Below are 19,215 nucleotides of genomic sequence, written 5' to 3'. Positions count from 1 at the left end.
AGGGCATGAGCGAAAGTAAATTTGAAATTGCAGGAATCGAGGGAGGATAGGAGGACCAGTGGATGAAGCTTTCCTCATGTGCTAAATGTTGCTGCATAGTCCTCTTCATGTCGGTTTCTGGTCTTGTCCGTATGCGTTTCTTGACTGAGCTGCGTCTTTCCTTTCGGCAACTGCTTTTGGCAGGGCTTCACATTGCGGTTGCCACACCGGCACTCGCCGACGACCCGTCTACAGATGGAAAATCTGGCTTTGTCGTCACGCTTGGAGGCAATGTCGAATATGCGCCGTCATATCCGGGATCGTCCCACCAGTCGCTTGGCGCTATTCCGAGCTTCGATATTCGGCGTATGGACGAGCCGGACGAAAACAGCGCTCCGGATGACAATATCGACTACAGCTTGTTCGACGCCGAAAATTTTGAGGCGGGGCCGGTCTTGGGTTTCCGGGATCGGCGTTCGGTGATGGATGACGAAAGGCTCGGCGGCCTGCGCAAGATCGAGTGGAGCCCGGATTTTGGCATCTTCGCGCAGCATTGGCTGGTACCCGACAAGCTTCGGCTGCGGACCGAAGTGCGGCAGGGCCTGTTCAATGACAGCGGCATCGTCGCGGATTTCGGCGCGGACTGGTTCATGCAGCTGACCGACGATTTGACTATTTCGGTCGGTCCTCGCCTGTCTGCGGGCAGCAGCAGATACATGAAGACATATTTCAGTGTCAGCGATGCCGAAGCCGCGTCAAATGGCGCTGTCACCGCCTTTCAGGCTCCGGGAGGGCTTCAGTCCGCTGGCCTGACGATCGCCGCTTCCTATCAGGTGACACCGACGATTACGATGGGCGTCTACAACCGTTTTGATCGGCTTCTCGGCGATGCGGCAGATAGCTCGACCACACAGGCATTCGGTCGGGAAAACCAGAACACAATCGGCATATCGCTGACCAAATCCTTTCAGGTCAGTCTTTAGACAGCTCACCGAGCTGCCCGGTCGAATCTCCCTGAGTAGACCCGGTGACCAGCCATGCTCCGGCAAGGATCAGCACGCTTCCGATAATCTGCGTCCAAAGGACTGGCTCGCCATAGGCGAGCCAGGCAATAGCCATGATCAACACGTAGCTCACGGCTGACAGTGGAAAGGCGGCACTCAGATCGACTTCGGAAAGCACAGTCATCCAGATACCGAAACAGGCGATTTCGGCTGCAATGGCGGCCATGAACCAGGGCGACATCAGAAGATGATCGAGCCAATGATAGGATACCCCAGACACGGTTTCAGCACTCTGTTTGAGAAAGACCTGCTGCAACGTGTTGAGAACCGGCACCAGCAGCCAAAGCGGTTGCGTCTGCTTCACGGCGCGGTTTCCTTGCCATCGTCACCGGCCAGCAGTGGCGCAATGCGTTTCAGTGCAGCATGCAAAATCGCATTCGTGTGGCGAAAGACCATGGTGTTCTGGGTCAGTTCGCTGCCGAGTTTTACCTTGTTGCGATAATAGGCCTGTCCGCTCTGATAGCGACCTATGCCTTTCTCCAGGCAGTAACGAATATTCTCGAACCAGCTGAGATAATAGAGATTGTAGGGCCGCCCCCGGTCCGCATCCATGCAGAAAAACTTGTCGACCAGCTGGTGTCCGTCATGGAGCAGAAGATTGAAGGCAAGCGGCTCGTCGTCAACGAGATAGACGGTGCAGAAGGCATTGTCCGGCATTAGCCGCAGGATCCCGGTAAAATAAGCAGGCGTCAGGTCTTCGAACTGCCACTCGCTTCGTTCGCGCGTCTGTCTGTAAAGCTCCATGAAACGCTGTTCATACGCTCCAAGATCAACGACCCGCTCGACCCTGACCGAGCTTCCGGCGCGCAGTTTACGACGCATGTCCTTGCGCGTGCCAGCCGATAAGGTCGCAAGATAATCATCGACTGTCTCGAAATCGATTTGCCGCCACGCGGTGGCCATGCCACCTGTTTCGACATATTTCCGTTGCTCCAGGACATGCGCAAGCGCTGGATCAAGCGGGAGCGGGAGGTCTTTTAAGGCCAGAAGCGTTGCGCCTTGCGCCATTGCTGCCGCCTCGAAACTGGAGAGCAGCTTTTCAATGATCTCGCGATGTCTAAAAACAGGCACTTCGGGATGAATGCCGATGATACCGTTTTCGGTGCATGGTGAACCGAGGCATGCCAGCTTGAGCTTCAGAAAGCCGGGCATGATCCGCCGTATCCGTTCAATCAACCCATGCACATTGCCGCGTGGCAATGTCGTTTCCAGACCGTAGTCGCACAGGAACGCGGGCATTGCCGCAAGGATTGTGCCATCCTCTTCCACGGTGACGTAGCGCCACCGAAACCCGTCCAGTCCGCTCTCTTCCACGGCCAGCAGGTAGGCGTGTCCCTCCAGTTCATCCGGAAAGCACGCAACCCATGCTTGCCTATCGATTGCGGAAACATGGTCGTGCACCTTGGTCGTCAACTTGTAACCGTTGACAATCGGGCTTTCAGCCAATTGGGCTTTCATGTTTTGCAGCATTCTCGGCCTCGAAAAATTGAGCGGTCAGATCGGCCACGACGCGATGCTGCCGGTCCACATGGATCATGTGATAGCTGTCATCCAGCCAGTGCAGGCGATTTTGTCCGCCGATGTGATCTGCGATGTATCTGGCATGCGAAGGCCCACTCAGATCGTCCTCGCGTGAATGGATGATCAGCGTCGGCGTCCGCATGGAGGGCAGGCGGGACTTCAGCTTTCGGCCCAGGGCGTGCATCTCGAACAGGGCTTTGGCGGGAAAGCTCTCAAATATGCCTTCTGCGCCCAGCCCGGCGATCAGCCGCCTCATCCGCTCATCCTTGATCCCGAGAGATGGATTTTCGTGGAAATTGAGCCGTCCGAGCAGGGGAAAACGCGAAAGCCAGCCGACATTGGAGGAAAGAAGCGAATAATGAAGCGGAACTTCCCATCCATCGTAATAAAAGCAGGGTGAGTAAATTGCCGTTGCCTTGATTTTGTCGGGCGTATCGGCTGCGGCCATCATCGCAAGCTTGCCGCCAACGCAGATTCCTGCAGCGTAGACGGTATCGACCCGTCTGGAGAAGGCAGCGCGGGCGATATGGACGCTTTCGAGCCAATCTTGCCAGCGAGACCGCCGCAGAACGGAAGCGTCCACGCCGTGTCCCGCCAAAAGCGGGGCGAGAACACTATAGCCCCGTTTATGAAGCTGGCGCGCCACAAGCCGCATCTCCGCCGGTGCGCCCGTCAACCCATGGATGAGAAGAACGCCGCGACCGTTGGTGCCTTCTTCGAAGAATGTCGAGGTTTCAGATTTCATAGGCCTGTCGCGCCGACGCAGGCGACGCCTCCAAGGATCAGGATGATGCCAGTGAGACGACGCAGATCGATCGTCTCCTTAAAAAAGATGGCGGCGCAGATGGCGATGGTTGCGTAGCTCAGCGACATCAGGGGAAAGGCGACGGAGAGGGGAGCTTTTGCCAGCACGATGGTCCACGCGAGCAGTTCCACTGCCCAGAACGCAATACCGAGCCATGTGGCGGGGACGAGAAGAAAAAGACGGTTCGAACGGGTTGCCGCATATTTGAAGCAGAGTTCGCGCCCGGTTTCGGTCACGATGCAAAAGCCAATTGTTGCCAGCAACGTCAAGCTCATACTCATGCCATCACCTCCGAAAACACCTCAAGGAGGGCATGATTGGCGGCACTGTTGATATTACGGGTCGTCTCCCTGTTCCGCAGGTGGAATGGCTGATCGATGAATATCTCAGCTTTCTTCATCAGGCGCGTCCAAGGCGTGCCGCCATAACGCGGTTCGGAATAGTCGCCTGTAACGTCAGCCCCGACGATATGGTGGCGGGTCCCGATCTCATGTATCAGCCACAGGACATATGGCAGGCTCAGTCCGCCCTGATCCCAGTTGGTCACGGCATCGGCTAGAACGAGACTATCCTTGTCGATAGTGATGTAGACGGCAGCGGTCTGGATTGTCTCAAGCAACCGGTCGAGGAAATTGCTTTCACCGAGATCCGAAATCGTACTCCAGTGCAGATGCCCCTCGACCTGTGAATAGCTCGCACCACGGCCAACGGCGCTGCGAACTTTGCTCGGTGGGTGTTGATAAGGATAAAGCTCGAGCTTGCCGCTACGGAGCAGGTCGAGATTGGCACCCTTGCTCTCAGGAGAAACGAGATCGCTGCTACAGACGCCGAGCGTAATGACTTTATCGACTTGGGGATTGGAGACTGCGGCGTTGACCCAGGATCCGCAATGAAGCCCATCGGCAAAATGCACCCAGTCAGGATGATTGTCGATATGGATCACGGTCACGCTTCCCTGAAAGCTTTCAAGGGCATCATCGAGAAGAAGTGCTGTGACGTGATGGAAATCGCCGGATCCCATGAAGCAAAGCCGAGGTCTGGCCTTTCGGTCGGATGCCGATCTGACCAGACCTCGGTTCAGGTGACACAGAGCATCTTTCCGGCTCCACAGCCGCAGCAGTTGGCCGCACTCCTTGTCAGCTATTTCCCGGGCGCCGGCCATCATGGCGGCACCCAGGAAATCGGGTTGCAACTCCAATGCATCATCGAGGTGGAGAAGCATAAGCTGCACGGAACTATCTCCGTTCGGCGCGTGTCAGAAGCTGATCGAGAAGTTCGATGGCAAGCCTGATCTCGTCATTGGAGATCATCAGGTTCGGTGCCAGCGTGATGACATTCTTGTGGTAACCGCCAACGTCGAGAACGAGGCCGTATTTATGGCCATTGAACTCCAGATCGCCCTTCATTCCTTCGTCCGACATCCAGTCAAGCGTCGCCTTATCCGGCGTATAGCTATCCGACTGGCAAATCTCCATGCGCAGCGCCAGACCCAGACCGTCCACTTCGCCGACGATGGCATGACGAGACTTGAGCTCTTTCAGTCCCTCAAGGAACAGGGCACCCTTGGCCATAACGCTTGAACCAAGATCCTCTTCTTCAACCATCCTGAGCGTCTCGAGCGCAACTGCGGTGCCCATCGGATTGCTGGCGAAGGTCGAATGCGTGGAACCGGGCGGGAAGATCGTCGGATTGATCATCTCTTCACGCGCCCAGATACCGGAGAGCGGATTGAGACCATTGGTAATGGCCTTGCCGAAGACCAGCACGTCGGGGGAAACGCCGAAATGCTCGATGGACCATAATTTTCCGGTCCGGTAAACACCCATCTGGATTTCGTCGACCACGAGCAGAATTCCATGCTCGTCCAGAACCTTCTTCAGCTCCACGAAGAAATTCATCGGAGGAATGACATAGCCACCCGTGCCCTGGATCGGCTCGATATAGAAGGCCGCATATTCCGATTTTCCGGCCTTGGGATCCCAGACGCCGTTATATTCGCTTTCGAACAGGCGGGCGAATTTCTGGACGCAATAGTGGCCATATTCCTCTTTCGACATGCCCTTGGGGCCGCGAAAATGGTAGGGGAATTCGATGAACTGCGCGCGTTCGCCGAAGTGCCCATAGCGTCGACGGTAGCGATAGCTCGATGTGATCGAACTGGCACCCAGCGTGCGACCGTGATAGCCGCCTTCGAAGGCAAACATCAGGCTTTTGCCGCCAGAAAAGTTGCGAACCAGCTTCAGCGAATCCTCGATTGCCTGCGATCCACCGACATTGAAGTGAACCCGGCCCTTGTGACCGAATTTCGCTTCCGCATCCCGCGCGATCAGGGCTGCAAGCTCGACTTTTTCACGGTGCAGATATTGCGATGCCACCTGCGGCAACCGGTCCAGCTGGCGATGAGCTGCCGCATTCAGGCGCTCGTTGCGATAGCCGAAATTGACTGCGGAATACCACATCTGCAAATCGAGAAATGGCGTTTCGCTGCTGTCGAAGAGGAATGAGCCATCACAACCATCGAAGAACTTCGGATGCTCTGTGTAATGGACCGTATCGCCGTGCGAGCAATAGGCAGCCTCGAGCTTGCGAAGCTCTTCTTCAGGCGCTTCGAGATCGAACTGATCGGCTATTTTCGAATGGACGTTCATGATGTTTCCTTGGCCTTAAGCGGTTTTCGCCAGTCGGGCGTCGTTCGCCCGGCTGGACATGTCGGTGAGAAGGCTTGCGACGGCGCATTGCACGTCCGAAAAGCCTTCATAGGGAATGAAAGGGATGGATTGCTGCGCGCAGTGAACGGCGAGTTTGGATTTGGCAAACACAAGGGACGCCTGCCGCGAAACGCAGAAATCGCTTCGACCATCACCCACATAGATGTGCTGCGCCGACGTCTGGACGATGTTGCATTTGCAGACACCAGCGCCCGAGGCACAGCCCGCGCTGGCAAAAGGCGTATCCAGCCGAAAGCTAAATTTCTGGTTGCTTACTGATGACGACAGCCGGTTCGCATTGATCGCAATGTCGGTCACACCGTGGCGCGCAAGGATGCGACGAATGAAATGGTCGACACCATCACTGACCACGGTGATGCCGATTGAATGGCTGCGGCAGAATTCGGCAAATGCGGGAAAATCGGGATCGATTTCGACCGTATCGAGAAAAGCATTGAGATCCTGAAGCGTCGCATCGATCAGCGGGATCTGGGCGCGCATGCATTCCGCCGCCGTTATCCTGCCCGCTTCCCAGTCTTTCTCCAGTCGGTGCCATTCCTCGCTTGCGAAGCGCTCAAGAACGAGATCGGTCACGTCATCTACGGCAATCGTTCCGTCGAAATCGCAAAATGCATGCATGTCCTGCTCCTCAATGCTGTGAGGAAGCAGTTAGACCGGGCAACTGAAGGCAAGATTAGGTGAAGATGAAGCGAAACTGAATTCGAACCGTTACGACGCGGGAATATCGAATTTCACCCGCAAACCATATCCCCATTCCGGCGTATCGAGCCTCGTCTGGATACCGAGGCGACTGGCAATATCGGCGACGATGGTCAGTCCAAGCCCGGCTCCGCCATCATCGGCAGCCATCAACCGGTTGAAGCGCTGGAAGACATTGCTACGCTGATCGACCGGAATACCGGAGCCGGTATCGCTGATGGAGAGCGTCCATCCACTTTCCTTCTCGTCAATGGCGACGACGATACGGCCGCCATCCGGCGAGTATTTTATGGCGTTGTCGACAACATTATCGAGCATGACCCGAAACAGTGCCCGGTCGATGCTGACGAATGCATTGTCGTGGCGCTGAAGCTGAACCTCGAAGTCGCGGCTTGCAAAGATCGGACCAAAATCGGCCAGGCAACTCGCCGTGAGATCGTTGAGATCGGCAATTTCCGGGACGACCGTTTGATGGCTGACACGGGCAAGCCTAAGCAGCTGTTCGATAAGGTGCATGGCGCGCTCGTTGCTGGAAATCAGATCCGCAACGAGAACTCTCCTCTCCTCGTCCGTGTCGCTGCGCTCGAGAAGCTGGAGCAGCAGCTTGATGCCAGCCTGAGGGGTGCGCAACTGATGCGCGGCCAGATCGGAGAACTGCCGCTCGAGAATTATGGATCGCTCCAGCTTCTGCAACAGCGCGTTGAGCGACTGAATGAGCGGCGCCAGATCCCTCGGTTGCCCCATGACGGATATCTTCGAGAGGTCATCGGAGTTTCTGCTTCGTATCTGCCGAACGAGATCGCGTATCGTGCGCAGCCCGTTGTCGATGGCAAGCCAGGTTATGCAGGCAATAATCGGGATGAGAATGAGAAGAGGCAGCGCCAGATCCGTCAGAATATTCCCGACAAGCGTTTGGCGCAGTTCGATATTTTCCGCTACCTCGACTATTACCTCGCTGTCAGCGATCGGAAGAGAATAAATCCTCCACTGCGCATTCTGAAACGATATGTCGGTAAAGCCGGATTTGAAGGGTCGGTCCGAGGCGGGAAACGGATTGCTGCTTTCCAGCGCCAGAACATTGTTGCGCCAAGCGCGGTAGGCATGTGCATCGGCATAATCATCCGCCTCATCATTGATGGCCAGTTGATTGTTCATATTGAAATCGAGATCCGGCACATGGATTTCGGCGCGAGGCTTCGACGAACTAAGAGGCTTCCTCAACAGCGACCAGAGAACGTTGGCGTCGTTGATCAGCTGTGCGTCATAGATGTTGTTGATCTCGCGTGTCGCACTTCTGTAGGCGAGGAAGCCGATCAAAGCGATCGTGATGATGATGGTTGGCAGGATGCGCAGAAAAAGGCGTTGCGCAAGCGTCATGATGCACGCTCTATCATATAGCCGACGCCGCGGATCGACCGAATGAAATCGGAGCCCAGCTTCTTGCGCAAATTGTAGATCGTGACCTCGATCGTGTTGCTTTCAACCGCGGTATTGAGATCATAAAGCGCGTATTCGATATCGGCTTTCGTGACGTATCGCCCACTTCGCTCCATCAGCATGCGCAACAGATGGAACTCCTTGGCGGGCAGATGCAGCTGACTTCCCGCACGACGGGCGACCATGGCTGAAGGATCAAGCTCGACCTCACCGCAGCGCAGGATCGTTTCTCCGCGCCCCTGCCGCCGCCGGATGAGCGCCCGGACACGGGCAAGCAATTCATCCAGATCGAATGGCTTGGTGACATAGTCATCCGCACCTTCATCCAGCCCCGCCACACGATCACGAACCCCATCTAGCGCCGTCAACATCAGAATTGGTATGTCGTTTCCCTGACGGCGGAGCTGCTGCGCAATTTCCAGCCCGCTCAAACCCGGCAGATTCACGTCCAGAACAAGCACCGTATAGTCACTGTTGCGAAGCGCCTCCAAAGCACTCCCGCCATCACGAAACCAGTCTGCCCCATAAGCGTGCTTCTCAAAGGCCCGCTTCAGCGATGACCCGAGTATCTTGTCATCCTCAACGATCAAAATCCGCAAGCCGACACTCCTTCAGAGATAGGCTCAACCTGAAACTATTTGCGTTCTGTTTCAACTGGTCTGTTTTGTCGTACCGTCAGCGGAACGCTCGGCTACTACACGCAATCTCTAACGATGACCGCTTCAACACATCAGCCAGCGGCTGATAGGCCCTTCGTTTGTTCATCGAAGTAATTTCGCTGGAAAGAAGCCCGTTGAAACAAGGCCGGTCGTCATCCCAGCCGGGATGATTGATGATCGGGTAGAGGCAGATGCCTTCGAGCGGTACACCCGCCTGCATCGCGTGTGCTCCTTGAGACGCCACGTATTTAAACCATTCTGGCCGGCGCTCATCTTCGATACCGGTTTCGGCAATCAGAATTGGTCTGCCATAGCGGGCGTAGGTTTCGATCAGAATCCTGCTCAGTGGCTTGTAAAGTGGATGACCGATATCGATGGGAGGGCCGCCGTGGATCCACTGATTGTTGAAGTAATAATTGACCCCGATAATGTCGAGAAGCTCCGGCCTGCCGCCGATTTGGGGCCATATCCTTCCGGCAATCAGGTCCCATCCTTGAAATTGCGCTTGCCTGTGGCCCTCGCTGGCGCCCGCTTCCCAAGGGCGGGTGGGATCGGTGATGACGTTTATGACCGGATCGCAGTGAACGAAGCGCGCTTTCGGCTCAATTGTGAGAATGGTTTCCATTGCAGCAATTGCCGCCCGGGCAAGCTGGACCTTGAGTTCGTATCCGCGGCCATTCGCAAAGGGGTTGAGGTATCCGGCATCTCCGCCGCCCCAGGAGAAAAAAGAGATTTCGTTAACGGGACAGTAGAATGGGATATCATCGCTTTCCTCGCGCACAAACCGAGCACAAGCGCCTGCAAAACGTGCAAATCGGTCGACAAACTGCGGTGACCAGATGTCGAGACCGTCCGGCCATCCATAGTGTAGCAAGTCCCAAATAACCTGCGTTCCGGTTGCTTGGGCTGCCTTCAGCATGGGGCGGATGCTGGACCAGTCATATTCGCCTTGCCTGTCGATCAGATGCCAGCGAAAACCATCTCGAACAGTCCTGATGCCGAATTCTGCAAGCTGCCCATAGTCTTGTGCAGCATGGATGTCATGACTGACCGCCGCGATCATATCGAGACGTCGGCCTTCTGCAGAGCCTGCAGGGCGGAGCCGGTGCGTCGAGCATTCGAAGCCGCCCTGCAGGAAGGATCTAAACAGGCCTGTCGGTCCTGAAGGCTTACGCTCAGCCAGTACTTCGGCAAACAGCTGTTCCCACTGCGGCAGCACAGCCGTCACGCTGTAGGTCGTTTCGACCTTGCGCCGAAGGGCTTGTGCGAGGCGAGCGCGCAAATCGGGATTTGCGATCAGGCGTTCAACAGCCATGGCGACAGCGGCAGGATCGCTATAGGGCACGAAAATACCGCCGACACCGTCTTCGATCTGTTGCATCGCGCCATTGTCTGGCGTGGCGATGACGGGTAGCGCGGCAGCACCCGCCTCCGCAATGACATGTGGCATGCCTTCGCCTTTTGACAACCAGACGAAAATGTCCATCGCCGAGAGAAGGGCCGGGATATCCTTACGATCGCCCAGAAAGCGCAGCACGCTGTCGAGCTTTTTGGTCTTTGCAAGCGTTTGCAAGTGCTCGGCGTAGTCCGGTAAAAAGGCATCAGGTCCGCCGATTATGACAAAGCGAGCTTTTGGATCGCGTGCGTGAACCAGTGCTGCGGCCTCAATGAAATCCTCGACATTTTTCTTAGGGTCAAGCCTGCCGACCCAGCCGATAAGAATCTCGTCCTGCTTTATACCAAGCGATGTGCGCATCGCGGCACGCTGATGCCCGTCGAAATCCGAGAGTTCTACCATCGACGGGATTTCCAAGGCATCCCCTTCACGCCCCGGCATGATGGATGCGGCGGCTTCCCGGATGGAGCGGCATACGCCGACATAACGGCTGGTAAAGTGTTTCGGTCCTGCCAGCGCCTCCGATACCAGCCCGCCATGTTCGATCAGCGGAGGGCGCCAATGCAGTCGTTCCAGTGCAGGATAGATGTCGGCCACGTTCTGGCAGGAGACGATGACATCATAGGCCGGTATCTTGTTGGCGAGATAGGCAACCGTGTCTTCAAAGGAAAGCCCGTAGGGCGTCGTGTCCACATCGACCCCGAGTTCGCGCAATTGCTCATGCGTCTGGTGCGGCATGTTCGGTTTATGGAAACAGGCAACGACATCGAGACGATAGCGGCTGCGATCCAGATGACGCGCCAAGAGCCTAACTTCCGTTTCTTCGCCCCCGACAACCAGCCATGCGAAGACGAAGAGAATTCGGATGGGTTGTTCGTTGGACGTCATTCGCCGACCTTGAAGATGATTTGCAGAAATTCGGGTCGGTTGGCGACAAGGTCTGCCAGGAACTGCGGGCCGTCATCGAAAGGTACGACATGGGTAATCATCTGCTCACGGATGATGTTGCCGTGGGTCTGAAGAAGGCCGATGGTTTCATGGGCGAGCCGCCGTCTGTTCCACAGACCATCAAGCCCGCGCGGGACGCGGTTGATCTGGGCGCAACGAATGTTGAGACCATTGTGGTGGAATTCCTCCCCCAGCCGCAACGCATCCGCTCCGCCCTGATAGAAGGCGAGATCGATAACGGTGCCCTGTGGGCGCAGCGCCTTCAGCGCCACATGCAAACTATGGGCATGCGCCCGCGTCTGAAAAACGAAGTCGGCACCTCGATCCGTGGCACCATTATGCCAGCGCGCCTTGCAATGCTGCCAGGCGTCTTCCTCCGTCATGGCTATCAGTCCCATGGCCTGCGCTTTGCTTCGCCTGAATTCGGACGGATCGGCGATGATGACGCCGAGCGCGCCCGCCCTTTGTGCGAAGAGCGCGGTCATCAGGCCCACCGTGCCGGCGCCGATGACGATGACGTTGCGACCGGCAACACCTGCACCAAAGGTCGATATATTCGGCCCCAACGCATCCGCATCCGCGTGGAGAATACCGTTGGCGGCGATGGGACCCATCTGGGCGACAAAGACACCAAGGATGGGGTCGATCTCATCCGGCATCGGCACCAGCACATCATGGAACGGGTCTGAGGTGTGGCCGGTTTTATGGGCGTAAGTCGTGGCGAATATGTCGCCTACACTGAAACCTTCGGCCCGAGATTTCGAGACGCGCGCCACTTCCATGTAGCCAAGAAACGGTACGGGATAGTGCAGATCCGGTTCGTTTTGCAGAAACACGCCCCGCCCGCCATCGAAGCGGGAATGGAGATAGGGATTTGTGTTTTTCAGAAAGGTGAGTTCTGTGCCTGCCGAAAAGCCGGTATAGAGCGTGTCCAACCACACCTGATTGTCTGTCGGTGGGCCTTCCTCGTACTCGAAGAAAAAAGCCCTGCCGGGCGCTTCGATGCCAAGCGAACGGACAATCCGGTGCCCGGGCGCAGGGCCGGGTTGCTGCTCGTTGCGCGGTTCATGATAAAGCGGGGCAACCGGATTGCGGGAGATGGATGGCTGCTCCAAAGAGACAGGTTCGCCGCTGCGCGCCGACTCCACCACCGCGAGGGCAACGCGGTGTGTCGCGAGCGCATCCTGATAAGTGCAGCGAATGTGGTTTTCGCCACCACGCACAGCGTCAATGAAGTCTCGATCTTCGCGCCAAACCGGATCACCGTCTGCCTGGCGAACGGGCCGCCCGGCACCGACATCGACCATGATATCATGGTCGGTCAGTTCAATGGCCAGACGATCCGCGAAGATGTTGAGACCAATCCTGTGGCTCCAGCCCAGAAGGCAGGTGGAAGAGATATTGGCGATGACACCGGACTGAAAGGTAAGGTTGGCGGTGGTGACGCCGGGCACATCAAGGCCGGGGAAGCTGTCGCGCTCCTTGAACCCGACACGGCCATAGACATGGGCGACTTCACCGACCAGATAGCGGGCAAGGTCGATAATATGCGTCGCCTGTTCAACCATTTGTCCGCCCGACATATCCGATTTCCACCACCATTGCGGCGGCGGTGTCTGATCCAACCAGTAGCCGGACAAAAGCTGAGCGGGGTTATGTTGAAGAAGGTTGCGCGCCTCCTCGACAGTATCGAGGTAGCGCCAGTGATAGCCGACACCGGTGATCAGCCTCGAGGCCTCGATCTCCGCGCTCAGTTCCTCGGCCAATGCCAGATCGAGCGTGATAGGCTTTTCAACGAAAAACGGAATGTTTTTGGCGATAAGGTCGCGCTCAGCTTTGCCATGGGCGAAAGGTGGCACGCAGATATAGACAGTATCCAGTGACTGCGCTTCCAGCATGGCGCGGTGGTTATCGAAGGCCTTGGCACCGAAACGGCTGGCGGCATGTTCTGCGCGGGCAAAATCCGGGTCGGCAAACGCCACCAGTTCCACATCCTCGAAGCCACCGAGAATTTCCAGATGGCGGTTGGCGATGCCGCCAGCACCGATAAAGCCGATACGCTTTTTTCCCATGAAGACATGTCCTTGCGTGAGAGGCGCTGCCTGCGAAAGTACGCGCTCGTAAACGGCGGCGGTTTCGTTTGCCATGCGCTGTGCGGAAAAGTGGTTCTGGAAGCGTTCGAAGCCCGATTGTCCCGCCGATTTTGCCGTTGCAGGATCATCGAGAGCCCTGATCAACACCTGCGCCAGCGAGGCGTAATCGCCTGGTTCGGCCAGAAAGGGATGCGAAGGTCCAAGCGCCTCTATATTGCCGCCAATGTTGGTTGCGACAACGGGCAGCCCGATCGACATGGCCTCCAGCACGGCAAGCGGCAGTCCTTCGAATTTCGATGGCAGAACGAAAAGATCGGCTTGCGCCATCAAGTCGGCAATATCGGTTCTATGGCCGAGAAAACGCACATGTTCCGTCAACGACTGCGCTTCCACCAGAGCCTTGATCGCTTCAAGCTCCTCGCCTTTGCCGACAAGGAGCAGGACGGTGTTCGGGTGTGCCGCAAGAATGGCGGGCATGGCCGCAATCAGGGTCGCGTGGTCTTTCTGTTTGGAAAAGCGGGCGGCGGTGAGAAGGACATTTCGCCCATCCATGCCCCTTATTGAGGTTTTGCCCGGATTTGGCGTCAGGGCAAAAGTGCCGTTGCGCACGAGGCTAATATGGTCGGCATCGACGCCGTTTTGTTCGAAGCTGGATTTTACGGCTTCCGATACGGCAATGCGATGAGCGAGCGACACGCATTCTCTGGCGTAATGTTGCTGCTGGTCTTTGTCGGTCAGAAGATAAGGCAGATGCTCGGTTCTGACGACGGGGATGTTGTGAGCGAAACCGGCCCCCGCTATTTCGTGGCCTTCCCAACCGATGCCCGCATGGACATGGAGGATAGACGTGGACGTCGCGCGCAGCCATTCACCGAAAGCCGACATGTCATCGATGCTTTTGACGGCAAGCCCCAGTCGGGCTGCCCTCGACAACAACCGTCCTTCGGTTTCGGCAGGCGCCGCAATCGTTACCGCCCACTCATTTTCAAGTGCGCGGGCAAGCGTCAACATGTGTTCACCCATGCCCGATGGATCGAGACTATCGGTGGCAAGAACGATCCTGTGACGCGCGCTGCTCATAGACCGGGCGCAGCCACGATTTCGCCAACGATGACGGGTTGGCCCGGGCTGGTTTTCTTAGGCAGGGCGGCGGGCATCTGCACAAAAGCGCTTCGCGCCATGACGTCGTCCACCAAGCTCTTCATAGCGGCAAAGGTTTTGTCCCAGGACGATGCTTCGAGCATGTCATCAACGGGCTTCCACCATTCTGTGCCAGCTTTCGCCATGGCAAGCGCTTCATCGCAGGCGGCTGCGAAATGCGCGGCATCCGGCGCGACAAGGACACTTTCGACATCTCCATAATGACGCACGACATCTCGGATTGGCGTGCTGACGACGGGCCGGCCAGCAGCAAGATATTCCGGTGTTTTCGTGGGGCTGATGAACTGCGTGGACTCGTTCAAAGCAAATGGCATCAGCGCCACGTCCCAGCCTGAGACATAGGCAGGGAGCTCTCCGTAGTGTTTCGGTCCCAGGTAATGAATGTTTGCCGCTTGCGGTAAATCTTCCGGCGCGATCTTGGTTATGGGGCCAATGAATATGAAAGACATATTCGGACGCTGCCCGGCGACAGTCGCGATCAAATCGAGGTCGAGCCGCTCATCGATCACGCCGTAATAGCCAAGCTTCGGACCAGGAATAGAGCTTTGGTCGGCGGGTTCTTTTGCGCTTTTGCGGGCGGTGTGAAAGTGCTCGGCATCCACTCCGGATGGAAACGGATGGATGTTGTCGTGCTGCCCGCACTTGGCTTCAAAGAGGCTGTAGCCGCCCGTAAAGACCACATCGGCGCGCGCCATCAGTGCCGCTTCCATCTCCTTCATGCGATGTGGCGCAAATTTGAAATTCGCAAGCTCGTCCATGCAGTCATAGACGATGGCTGACGCATCGATGTGCCGGGCAAATTCATACATGGTCGGAGTGTAAAACCAGAAGATAGGGCGCTTCGCACCATACATCGCAAGAAGATCATCCAATAAGTGGCTGAGCGCCACTTCACGTTCCGCCTCGCTCCACCAATGGGGCACGCGCGGGCGCACGGATTTAACGGTCGTGCCTTCGAAGGGATGAATTTCCAGATAGGCGAGGTGATGATCTGTCGGAATGAATTCTTCGAAAAAGAACACCGCCCTTTCCCTGGCGAAACGCGACATCAAATGTTGCGGACGCTGTAAAACGAAATCCCACCGCAGATGCGAAAAACAGATTAGCGGCGTCTTCCGCTCTGATGTTGCGTGTGATGGCGAGGGAATGGAACTGGAAAGATTCATCGGCGCATCCAGGTTTCAGGAACGTAACCAAACCGGGCGAAACATGCTTTGTTCCTGCTGTCTGGAAACTTTCTAACGGCTTGAAACGTCCATGATTTTTTGAAGTTTTGCGATGGAATGCGGCCATGTCCATCTGTCGATCACGGTCTGTCTGGGAGAGAAATCATCCAGATTTTTCAGCATGGACAGAATGCCCTCGTGAAAAGTCTCCGCCGGTGCCGCTCGCCCCGTCTGCGGGGTGATAAATTGCAGGCCACAACGAAGCTGACTGTTAGCGAGAACAGGTAGTCCTGCCAGCATATATTCCGTGAGAATGGCGGGCGCGCCGTCATCGATGCCGCAGACAACGCCCATTTTGGCTAGGTTCATCAGTCGATTGACCTCTGTAAAAGAAACGCCCGGCGGGCCGACGAAGTCAACGTCGATGTCTAGGTGGCGAGCATTCTCACGAAGCTCGTCGCTCAGTTCTCCATATCCGAAAACGCAGAGCGCTTTAATGGAACGCGGCAGTTTTGAAAGTGCGTCAAACAGAATGTCGTGGCGCTTGTACTTTTGCGCCGCGGCCACGTAGATGACGTCATAGGGCTTTGGCCCATCTAACGGATGAAACTGCGTTTCCGACGCGAATTCCGGGCCGATGGGCAGTATGGCCGTCGGCATATGAGGGTGGCGCTCTTTTACTTCACACGATTGCCATTCCGCTCCGGTCAGGATCAGATCGAAACGGGTGCTGACTTCCGGCGGAATGCGTAACGCCGGGGCATCGATGGAATTGTATATCTTGTAGCTTGAAGCGCAGGCGTCCAGAATTTCCGCCGATACGCCCAAACCCCAGACGCAAAGTATCTCCGGCGCGCCAAAGACCGTGATATGGGCGAGCATATCATTGGAATGGAAAGGCGCATAAGGCCCATTCATCTGAAATGCACGACGGATGATGAGCGGTGACCTATGCAAATCTGGCGCAGGCGGGATATCCCCGCGCCAATGGGTCCATATTTCAATGACATCGACAAGACCGGCTTTCACGCAGGCGAGCGGAAGACGCTCTATGTAACCGCCTTCCACATTAAACCCGGGTACCGCCTCTTCGCGTGACGCCGGTTGGCCACGCTCGCCGCTCCGCCACTGGCGTTGAAACTCTTCGACGCTCGGGACACTGGAGGAGAAGGAATTGCCATCTTGAAAATCGCTGATGACGACGAGACGTCTGATGTTCCTGTTGTTTCCCATTGCAGGCGGTTCCGGGCTTTCCCTTGAACGAAAGAAGCGCGGCATTGCTGCCGCGCTTTGACCTATTTTACTTCGAGGGAGAGGCTTTGCCGAGCTTAACCGATGGCTCTCGGCCCCAGACCCGCAGCTTGCCCAATTCCGCAACGAAGTCCGCAGGGCTTGCTTCGTCGGGGAGGGCTATGACGCCTTCATCGATGGCATTTGCCAAGCCTGCCGTTTGAAGCAGAGGCAGGGCGGATGCGACATAGCCGATGAACTTGCAATGCTGAAAGGCATCGGCCACGAAGTCACGGGCGGTGGCCTCATCCTTCAAATCTTCGATGCCCTCGGGTGAAGTCAGCAAAGCCACGGCATCGAAGAGAACCGATGGTCCGCCATCGATCATGTGATGGGCTTCGATCCAGCTTCCGTCGGAGGCTTTGACGCCGCCGACCTTGGGAGCGATGAGTTCGAACACGGCTTTTTCAGCAGTGACCGCGCCTGTGAGCGCTTTCAGCATTTTGGCATCGACACCATCGGTGATCAAAATGCCGAGCTTGCGTCCCTCGAAGCGCTTCGGGCCGTTCTCAACGATGCTGAGCGCCGGTGATGCATCGAGGTCCTGCCGCGTCGGCATTGCGGCATCGGCGGGTTTGGGCATTTTCTGGAAGCCAAGCTTTTGCGCGACGGTCGCGGCCAGCGTTTCATCGATATTCAGCAAATGCGCGACCATGCGTTCACGAATGGCCGGAATTTCGACCTTGCTGAGCTCAAACGTAAGTGCAGACGCGATGTGACGTTGCTCAGCGCCGGTCTGGCTGATGTAGAATTGCCGCGCCTGGCTGTAATGGTCTGCAAAGCTTTCCGGGCGAAGCCGCGCCTTGGTGCCTTGCTCCTCGGCTGGATAGTGGCGATAGCCCTTTGTGGGCGATTCCCTTGGGCCTTCTCCGTGGGAATTCGGCTGGTAATTCACTCGACCAACCGGATTGCGCATCGCCATATGGCCATCCTGCTGGAAATGCGCGAAGGGACACTTGGGGGCATTGATCGGCAGATGGGTGAAATTCGTGCTGCCCAGCCGTTTCAATTGCGTATCGAGATAGGAAAAGTTGCGACCTTGCAGCAGCGGGTCGTTGCTGAAATCGATACCCGGCGGCACATTCTGCGTCATGAATGCGACCTGCTCGGTTTCCGCAAAGAAATTGTCCGGCATACGGTCCAGCACCATCCGACCAATGGCTTTCGTCGGCAGGATTTCTTCGGGGATGATCTTGGTAGGGTCCAGCACGTCGAAATCGAAGCTATCGGCGAACTCCTGATCGAACAGCTGGACGTGCAATTCCCATTCGGGGAAATTGCCGGACTGGATGGAATTCCACAGGTCGCGACGGTGGAAATCGGGATCGGCGCCATTGATCTTGACCGCCTCGTTCCAGGCAACGGACTGCAGGCCGAGCTTCGGCTTCCAGTGAAATTTGACGAAGGTGGACTCATCCTTGGCATTCACCATACGGAATGTGTGAACGCCGAAGCCTTCCATAAAGCGCAGTGAGCGGGGAATGGTCCGGTCCGACATGATCCACATCACCATGTTCATGCTTTCCGGCGTCAGGCTGATGAAATCCCAGAAATTGTCATGCGCCGTCTGGGCCTGCGGAAAAGCTCTATCCGGCTCCTGCTTTGCGGCATGGATGAGATCGGGGAATTTGATGGCATCCTGAATGAAGAAGACCGGAATATTGTTGCCGACCAGATCCCAGTTACCTTCCTTGGTATACATCTTGACCGCAAATCCGCGGACGTCCCGGGCAAGATCGGCTGAACCCTTGTTCCCCGCGACAGTGGAGAAGCGGACGAAGAGCGGGGTCTTTTCGCCCTTGCGCTGAAACAGGTCGGCCTTGGTGTATTCGGCAAGCGAATCGTAGTTCTCGAAATAACCATGCGCGCCATAGCCACGGGCATGAACGACCCTTTCCGGGATACGCTCATGGTCGAAATGAAACATCTTCTCGCGAAAATGAAAATCATCCACGACAAGCGGTCCACGGGCACCGATGCGGAGTGAATTCTGGTCGTCCGATACCGGTCCACCCTGCGCTGTGGTCATAACCGGTGTGTCGCCTTCGGCGAACTGATGAAGCTCGCCGCCGGGTCCACGTTGCATTTTCTGGTCGTGTATCGTGACCACGTCAGTCTGTGGAATGGAGGGTGGGGTAGCCTGTTTCTTGGCCATTGTGCATCTCCTAGCCGTGTGACGCGAGTTGCGCCACCGCAACCCGTAAGGAAAAAGGCCGCCCGAAAGCGGCCTGCTGAATTCGCGATGCCCGGCAGAAACCTGCAAACTAG

General features: G+C 56.6%; 14 protein-coding genes and 1 pseudogene. 1 reads left to right on the top strand and 14 read right to left on the bottom strand.

The features are described from left to right. Positions 1 to 176 precede the first annotated feature (176 nt). On the top strand, positions 177 to 962 hold the full coding sequence (locus tag CFBP5473_RS22400; RefSeq protein WP_234881894.1) for a MipA/OmpV family protein: 786 nt from the start codon (positions 177 to 179) through the stop codon (positions 960 to 962). On the opposite strand, the gene CFBP5473_RS22395 is transcribed toward CFBP5473_RS22400, so the two are convergent. The 14 genes and pseudogenes from CFBP5473_RS22395 to katE form a co-directional block, all read right to left on the bottom strand. Beyond that, positions 952 to 1,347 (bottom strand): EamA family transporter, encoded by a 396-nt coding sequence (locus tag CFBP5473_RS22395; RefSeq protein WP_027674892.1) that lies wholly within the window; start codon positions 1,345 to 1,347, stop codon positions 952 to 954. The two genes, CFBP5473_RS22400 and CFBP5473_RS22395, sit on opposite strands and share 11 nt — an antisense overlap. Next, entirely contained in the window at positions 1,344 to 2,501 is a 1,158-nt protein-coding gene (locus tag CFBP5473_RS22390) for a GNAT family N-acetyltransferase (protein ID WP_051441228.1), read from the bottom strand. Before CFBP5473_RS22390 ends, CFBP5473_RS22395 begins: the two co-directional genes overlap by 4 nt. Beyond that, positions 2,482 to 3,309, bottom strand: coding sequence for an alpha/beta hydrolase (locus CFBP5473_RS22385; RefSeq protein ID WP_027674890.1), 828 nt, complete (start codon positions 3,307 to 3,309; stop codon positions 2,482 to 2,484). Before CFBP5473_RS22385 ends, CFBP5473_RS22390 begins: the two co-directional genes overlap by 20 nt. After that, entirely contained in the window at positions 3,306 to 3,650 is a 345-nt protein-coding gene (locus tag CFBP5473_RS22380; protein ID WP_027674889.1) for a DMT family transporter, read from the bottom strand. The genes CFBP5473_RS22385 and CFBP5473_RS22380 overlap by 4 nt, the downstream gene beginning before the upstream one ends. Next, the gene (locus CFBP5473_RS22375; RefSeq protein ID WP_027674888.1) at positions 3,647 to 4,600 is read right to left on the bottom strand and encodes an arginase family protein; all 954 of its coding nucleotides are present in this window, start codon (positions 4,598 to 4,600) and stop codon (positions 3,647 to 3,649) included. The genes CFBP5473_RS22380 and CFBP5473_RS22375 overlap by 4 nt, the downstream gene beginning before the upstream one ends. A gap of 4 nt (positions 4,601 to 4,604) precedes the next feature. Then, positions 4,605 to 6,017, bottom strand: a complete 1,413-nt coding sequence (locus tag CFBP5473_RS22370) for an aspartate aminotransferase family protein (RefSeq protein ID WP_027674887.1) — start codon at positions 6,015 to 6,017, stop codon at positions 4,605 to 4,607. A gap of 15 nt (positions 6,018 to 6,032) precedes the next feature. Next, positions 6,033 to 6,716: an MtnX-like HAD-IB family phosphatase gene (locus CFBP5473_RS22365; RefSeq protein ID WP_027674886.1), complete on the bottom strand. Its 684-nt coding sequence runs from the start codon at positions 6,714 to 6,716 to the stop codon at positions 6,033 to 6,035. Positions 6,717 to 6,806: 90 nt separating this feature from the next. After that, on the bottom strand, positions 6,807 to 8,174 hold the full coding sequence (locus CFBP5473_RS22360; RefSeq protein ID WP_027674885.1) for a sensor histidine kinase: 1,368 nt from the start codon (positions 8,172 to 8,174) through the stop codon (positions 6,807 to 6,809). Beyond that, positions 8,171 to 8,833: a response regulator transcription factor gene (locus CFBP5473_RS22355; protein ID WP_027674884.1), complete on the bottom strand. Its 663-nt coding sequence runs from the start codon at positions 8,831 to 8,833 to the stop codon at positions 8,171 to 8,173. Before CFBP5473_RS22355 ends, CFBP5473_RS22360 begins: the two co-directional genes overlap by 4 nt. Before the next feature lie 76 nt (positions 8,834 to 8,909). Next, the gene (locus CFBP5473_RS22350) at positions 8,910 to 11,177 is read right to left on the bottom strand and encodes a glycosyltransferase family 4 protein (RefSeq protein WP_027674883.1); all 2,268 of its coding nucleotides are present in this window, start codon (positions 11,175 to 11,177) and stop codon (positions 8,910 to 8,912) included. Further along, positions 11,174 to 14,410, bottom strand: a complete 3,237-nt coding sequence (locus CFBP5473_RS22345) for a glycosyltransferase (RefSeq protein WP_027674882.1) — start codon at positions 14,408 to 14,410, stop codon at positions 11,174 to 11,176. Before CFBP5473_RS22345 ends, CFBP5473_RS22350 begins: the two co-directional genes overlap by 4 nt. Before the next feature lie 44 nt (positions 14,411 to 14,454). Further along, positions 14,455 to 15,657 (bottom strand): annotated as a pseudogene (locus tag CFBP5473_RS22340) (glycosyltransferase family 1 protein); the annotation flags it as partial. Positions 15,658 to 15,729: 72 nt separating this feature from the next. Then, a complete protein-coding gene (locus CFBP5473_RS22335) occupies positions 15,730 to 17,034 on the bottom strand; it encodes a glycosyltransferase (protein ID WP_420359741.1) in 1,305 nt (434 codons plus the stop codon). Beyond that, positions 16,958 to 19,102: a catalase gene (gene katE, locus CFBP5473_RS22330; protein WP_027674880.1), complete on the bottom strand. Its 2,145-nt coding sequence runs from the start codon at positions 19,100 to 19,102 to the stop codon at positions 16,958 to 16,960. The genes CFBP5473_RS22335 and katE overlap by 77 nt, the downstream gene beginning before the upstream one ends. Between the last annotated feature and the right edge of the window lie 113 nt (positions 19,103 to 19,215).

This window comes from Agrobacterium larrymoorei (genome assembly GCF_005145045.1).
Lineage (GTDB): Bacteria > Pseudomonadota > Alphaproteobacteria > Rhizobiales > Rhizobiaceae > Agrobacterium > Agrobacterium larrymoorei.
The sequence above is the reverse complement of the archived record's forward strand: the minus strand, read 5'-3'. Positions and strand labels throughout refer to the sequence as shown.

Coding starts and splice junctions, on each gene's coding strand:
- CFBP5473_RS22390 (WP_051441228.1), bottom strand. CDS start 2,501: ATGAAAGCCCAATTGGCTGAAAGCCCGATTGTCAACGGTTACAAGTTG.
- CFBP5473_RS22385 (WP_027674890.1), bottom strand. CDS start 3,309: ATGAAATCTGAAACCTCGACATTCTTCGAAGAAGGCACCAACGGTCGC.
- CFBP5473_RS22380 (WP_027674889.1), bottom strand. CDS start 3,650: ATGAGTATGAGCTTGACGTTGCTGGCAACAATTGGCTTTTGCATCGTG.
- CFBP5473_RS22370 (WP_027674887.1), bottom strand. CDS start 6,017: ATGAACGTCCATTCGAAAATAGCCGATCAGTTCGATCTCGAAGCGCCT.
- CFBP5473_RS22365 (WP_027674886.1), bottom strand. CDS start 6,716: ATGCATGCATTTTGCGATTTCGACGGAACGATTGCCGTAGATGACGTG.
- CFBP5473_RS22360 (WP_027674885.1), bottom strand. CDS start 8,174: ATGACGCTTGCGCAACGCCTTTTTCTGCGCATCCTGCCAACCATCATC.
- CFBP5473_RS22350 (WP_027674883.1), bottom strand. CDS start 11,177: ATGACGTCCAACGAACAACCCATCCGAATTCTCTTCGTCTTCGCATGG.
- CFBP5473_RS22345 (WP_027674882.1), bottom strand. CDS start 14,410: ATGAGCAGCGCGCGTCACAGGATCGTTCTTGCCACCGATAGTCTCGAT.
- katE (WP_027674880.1), bottom strand. CDS start 19,102: ATGGCCAAGAAACAGGCTACCCCACCCTCCATTCCACAGACTGACGTG.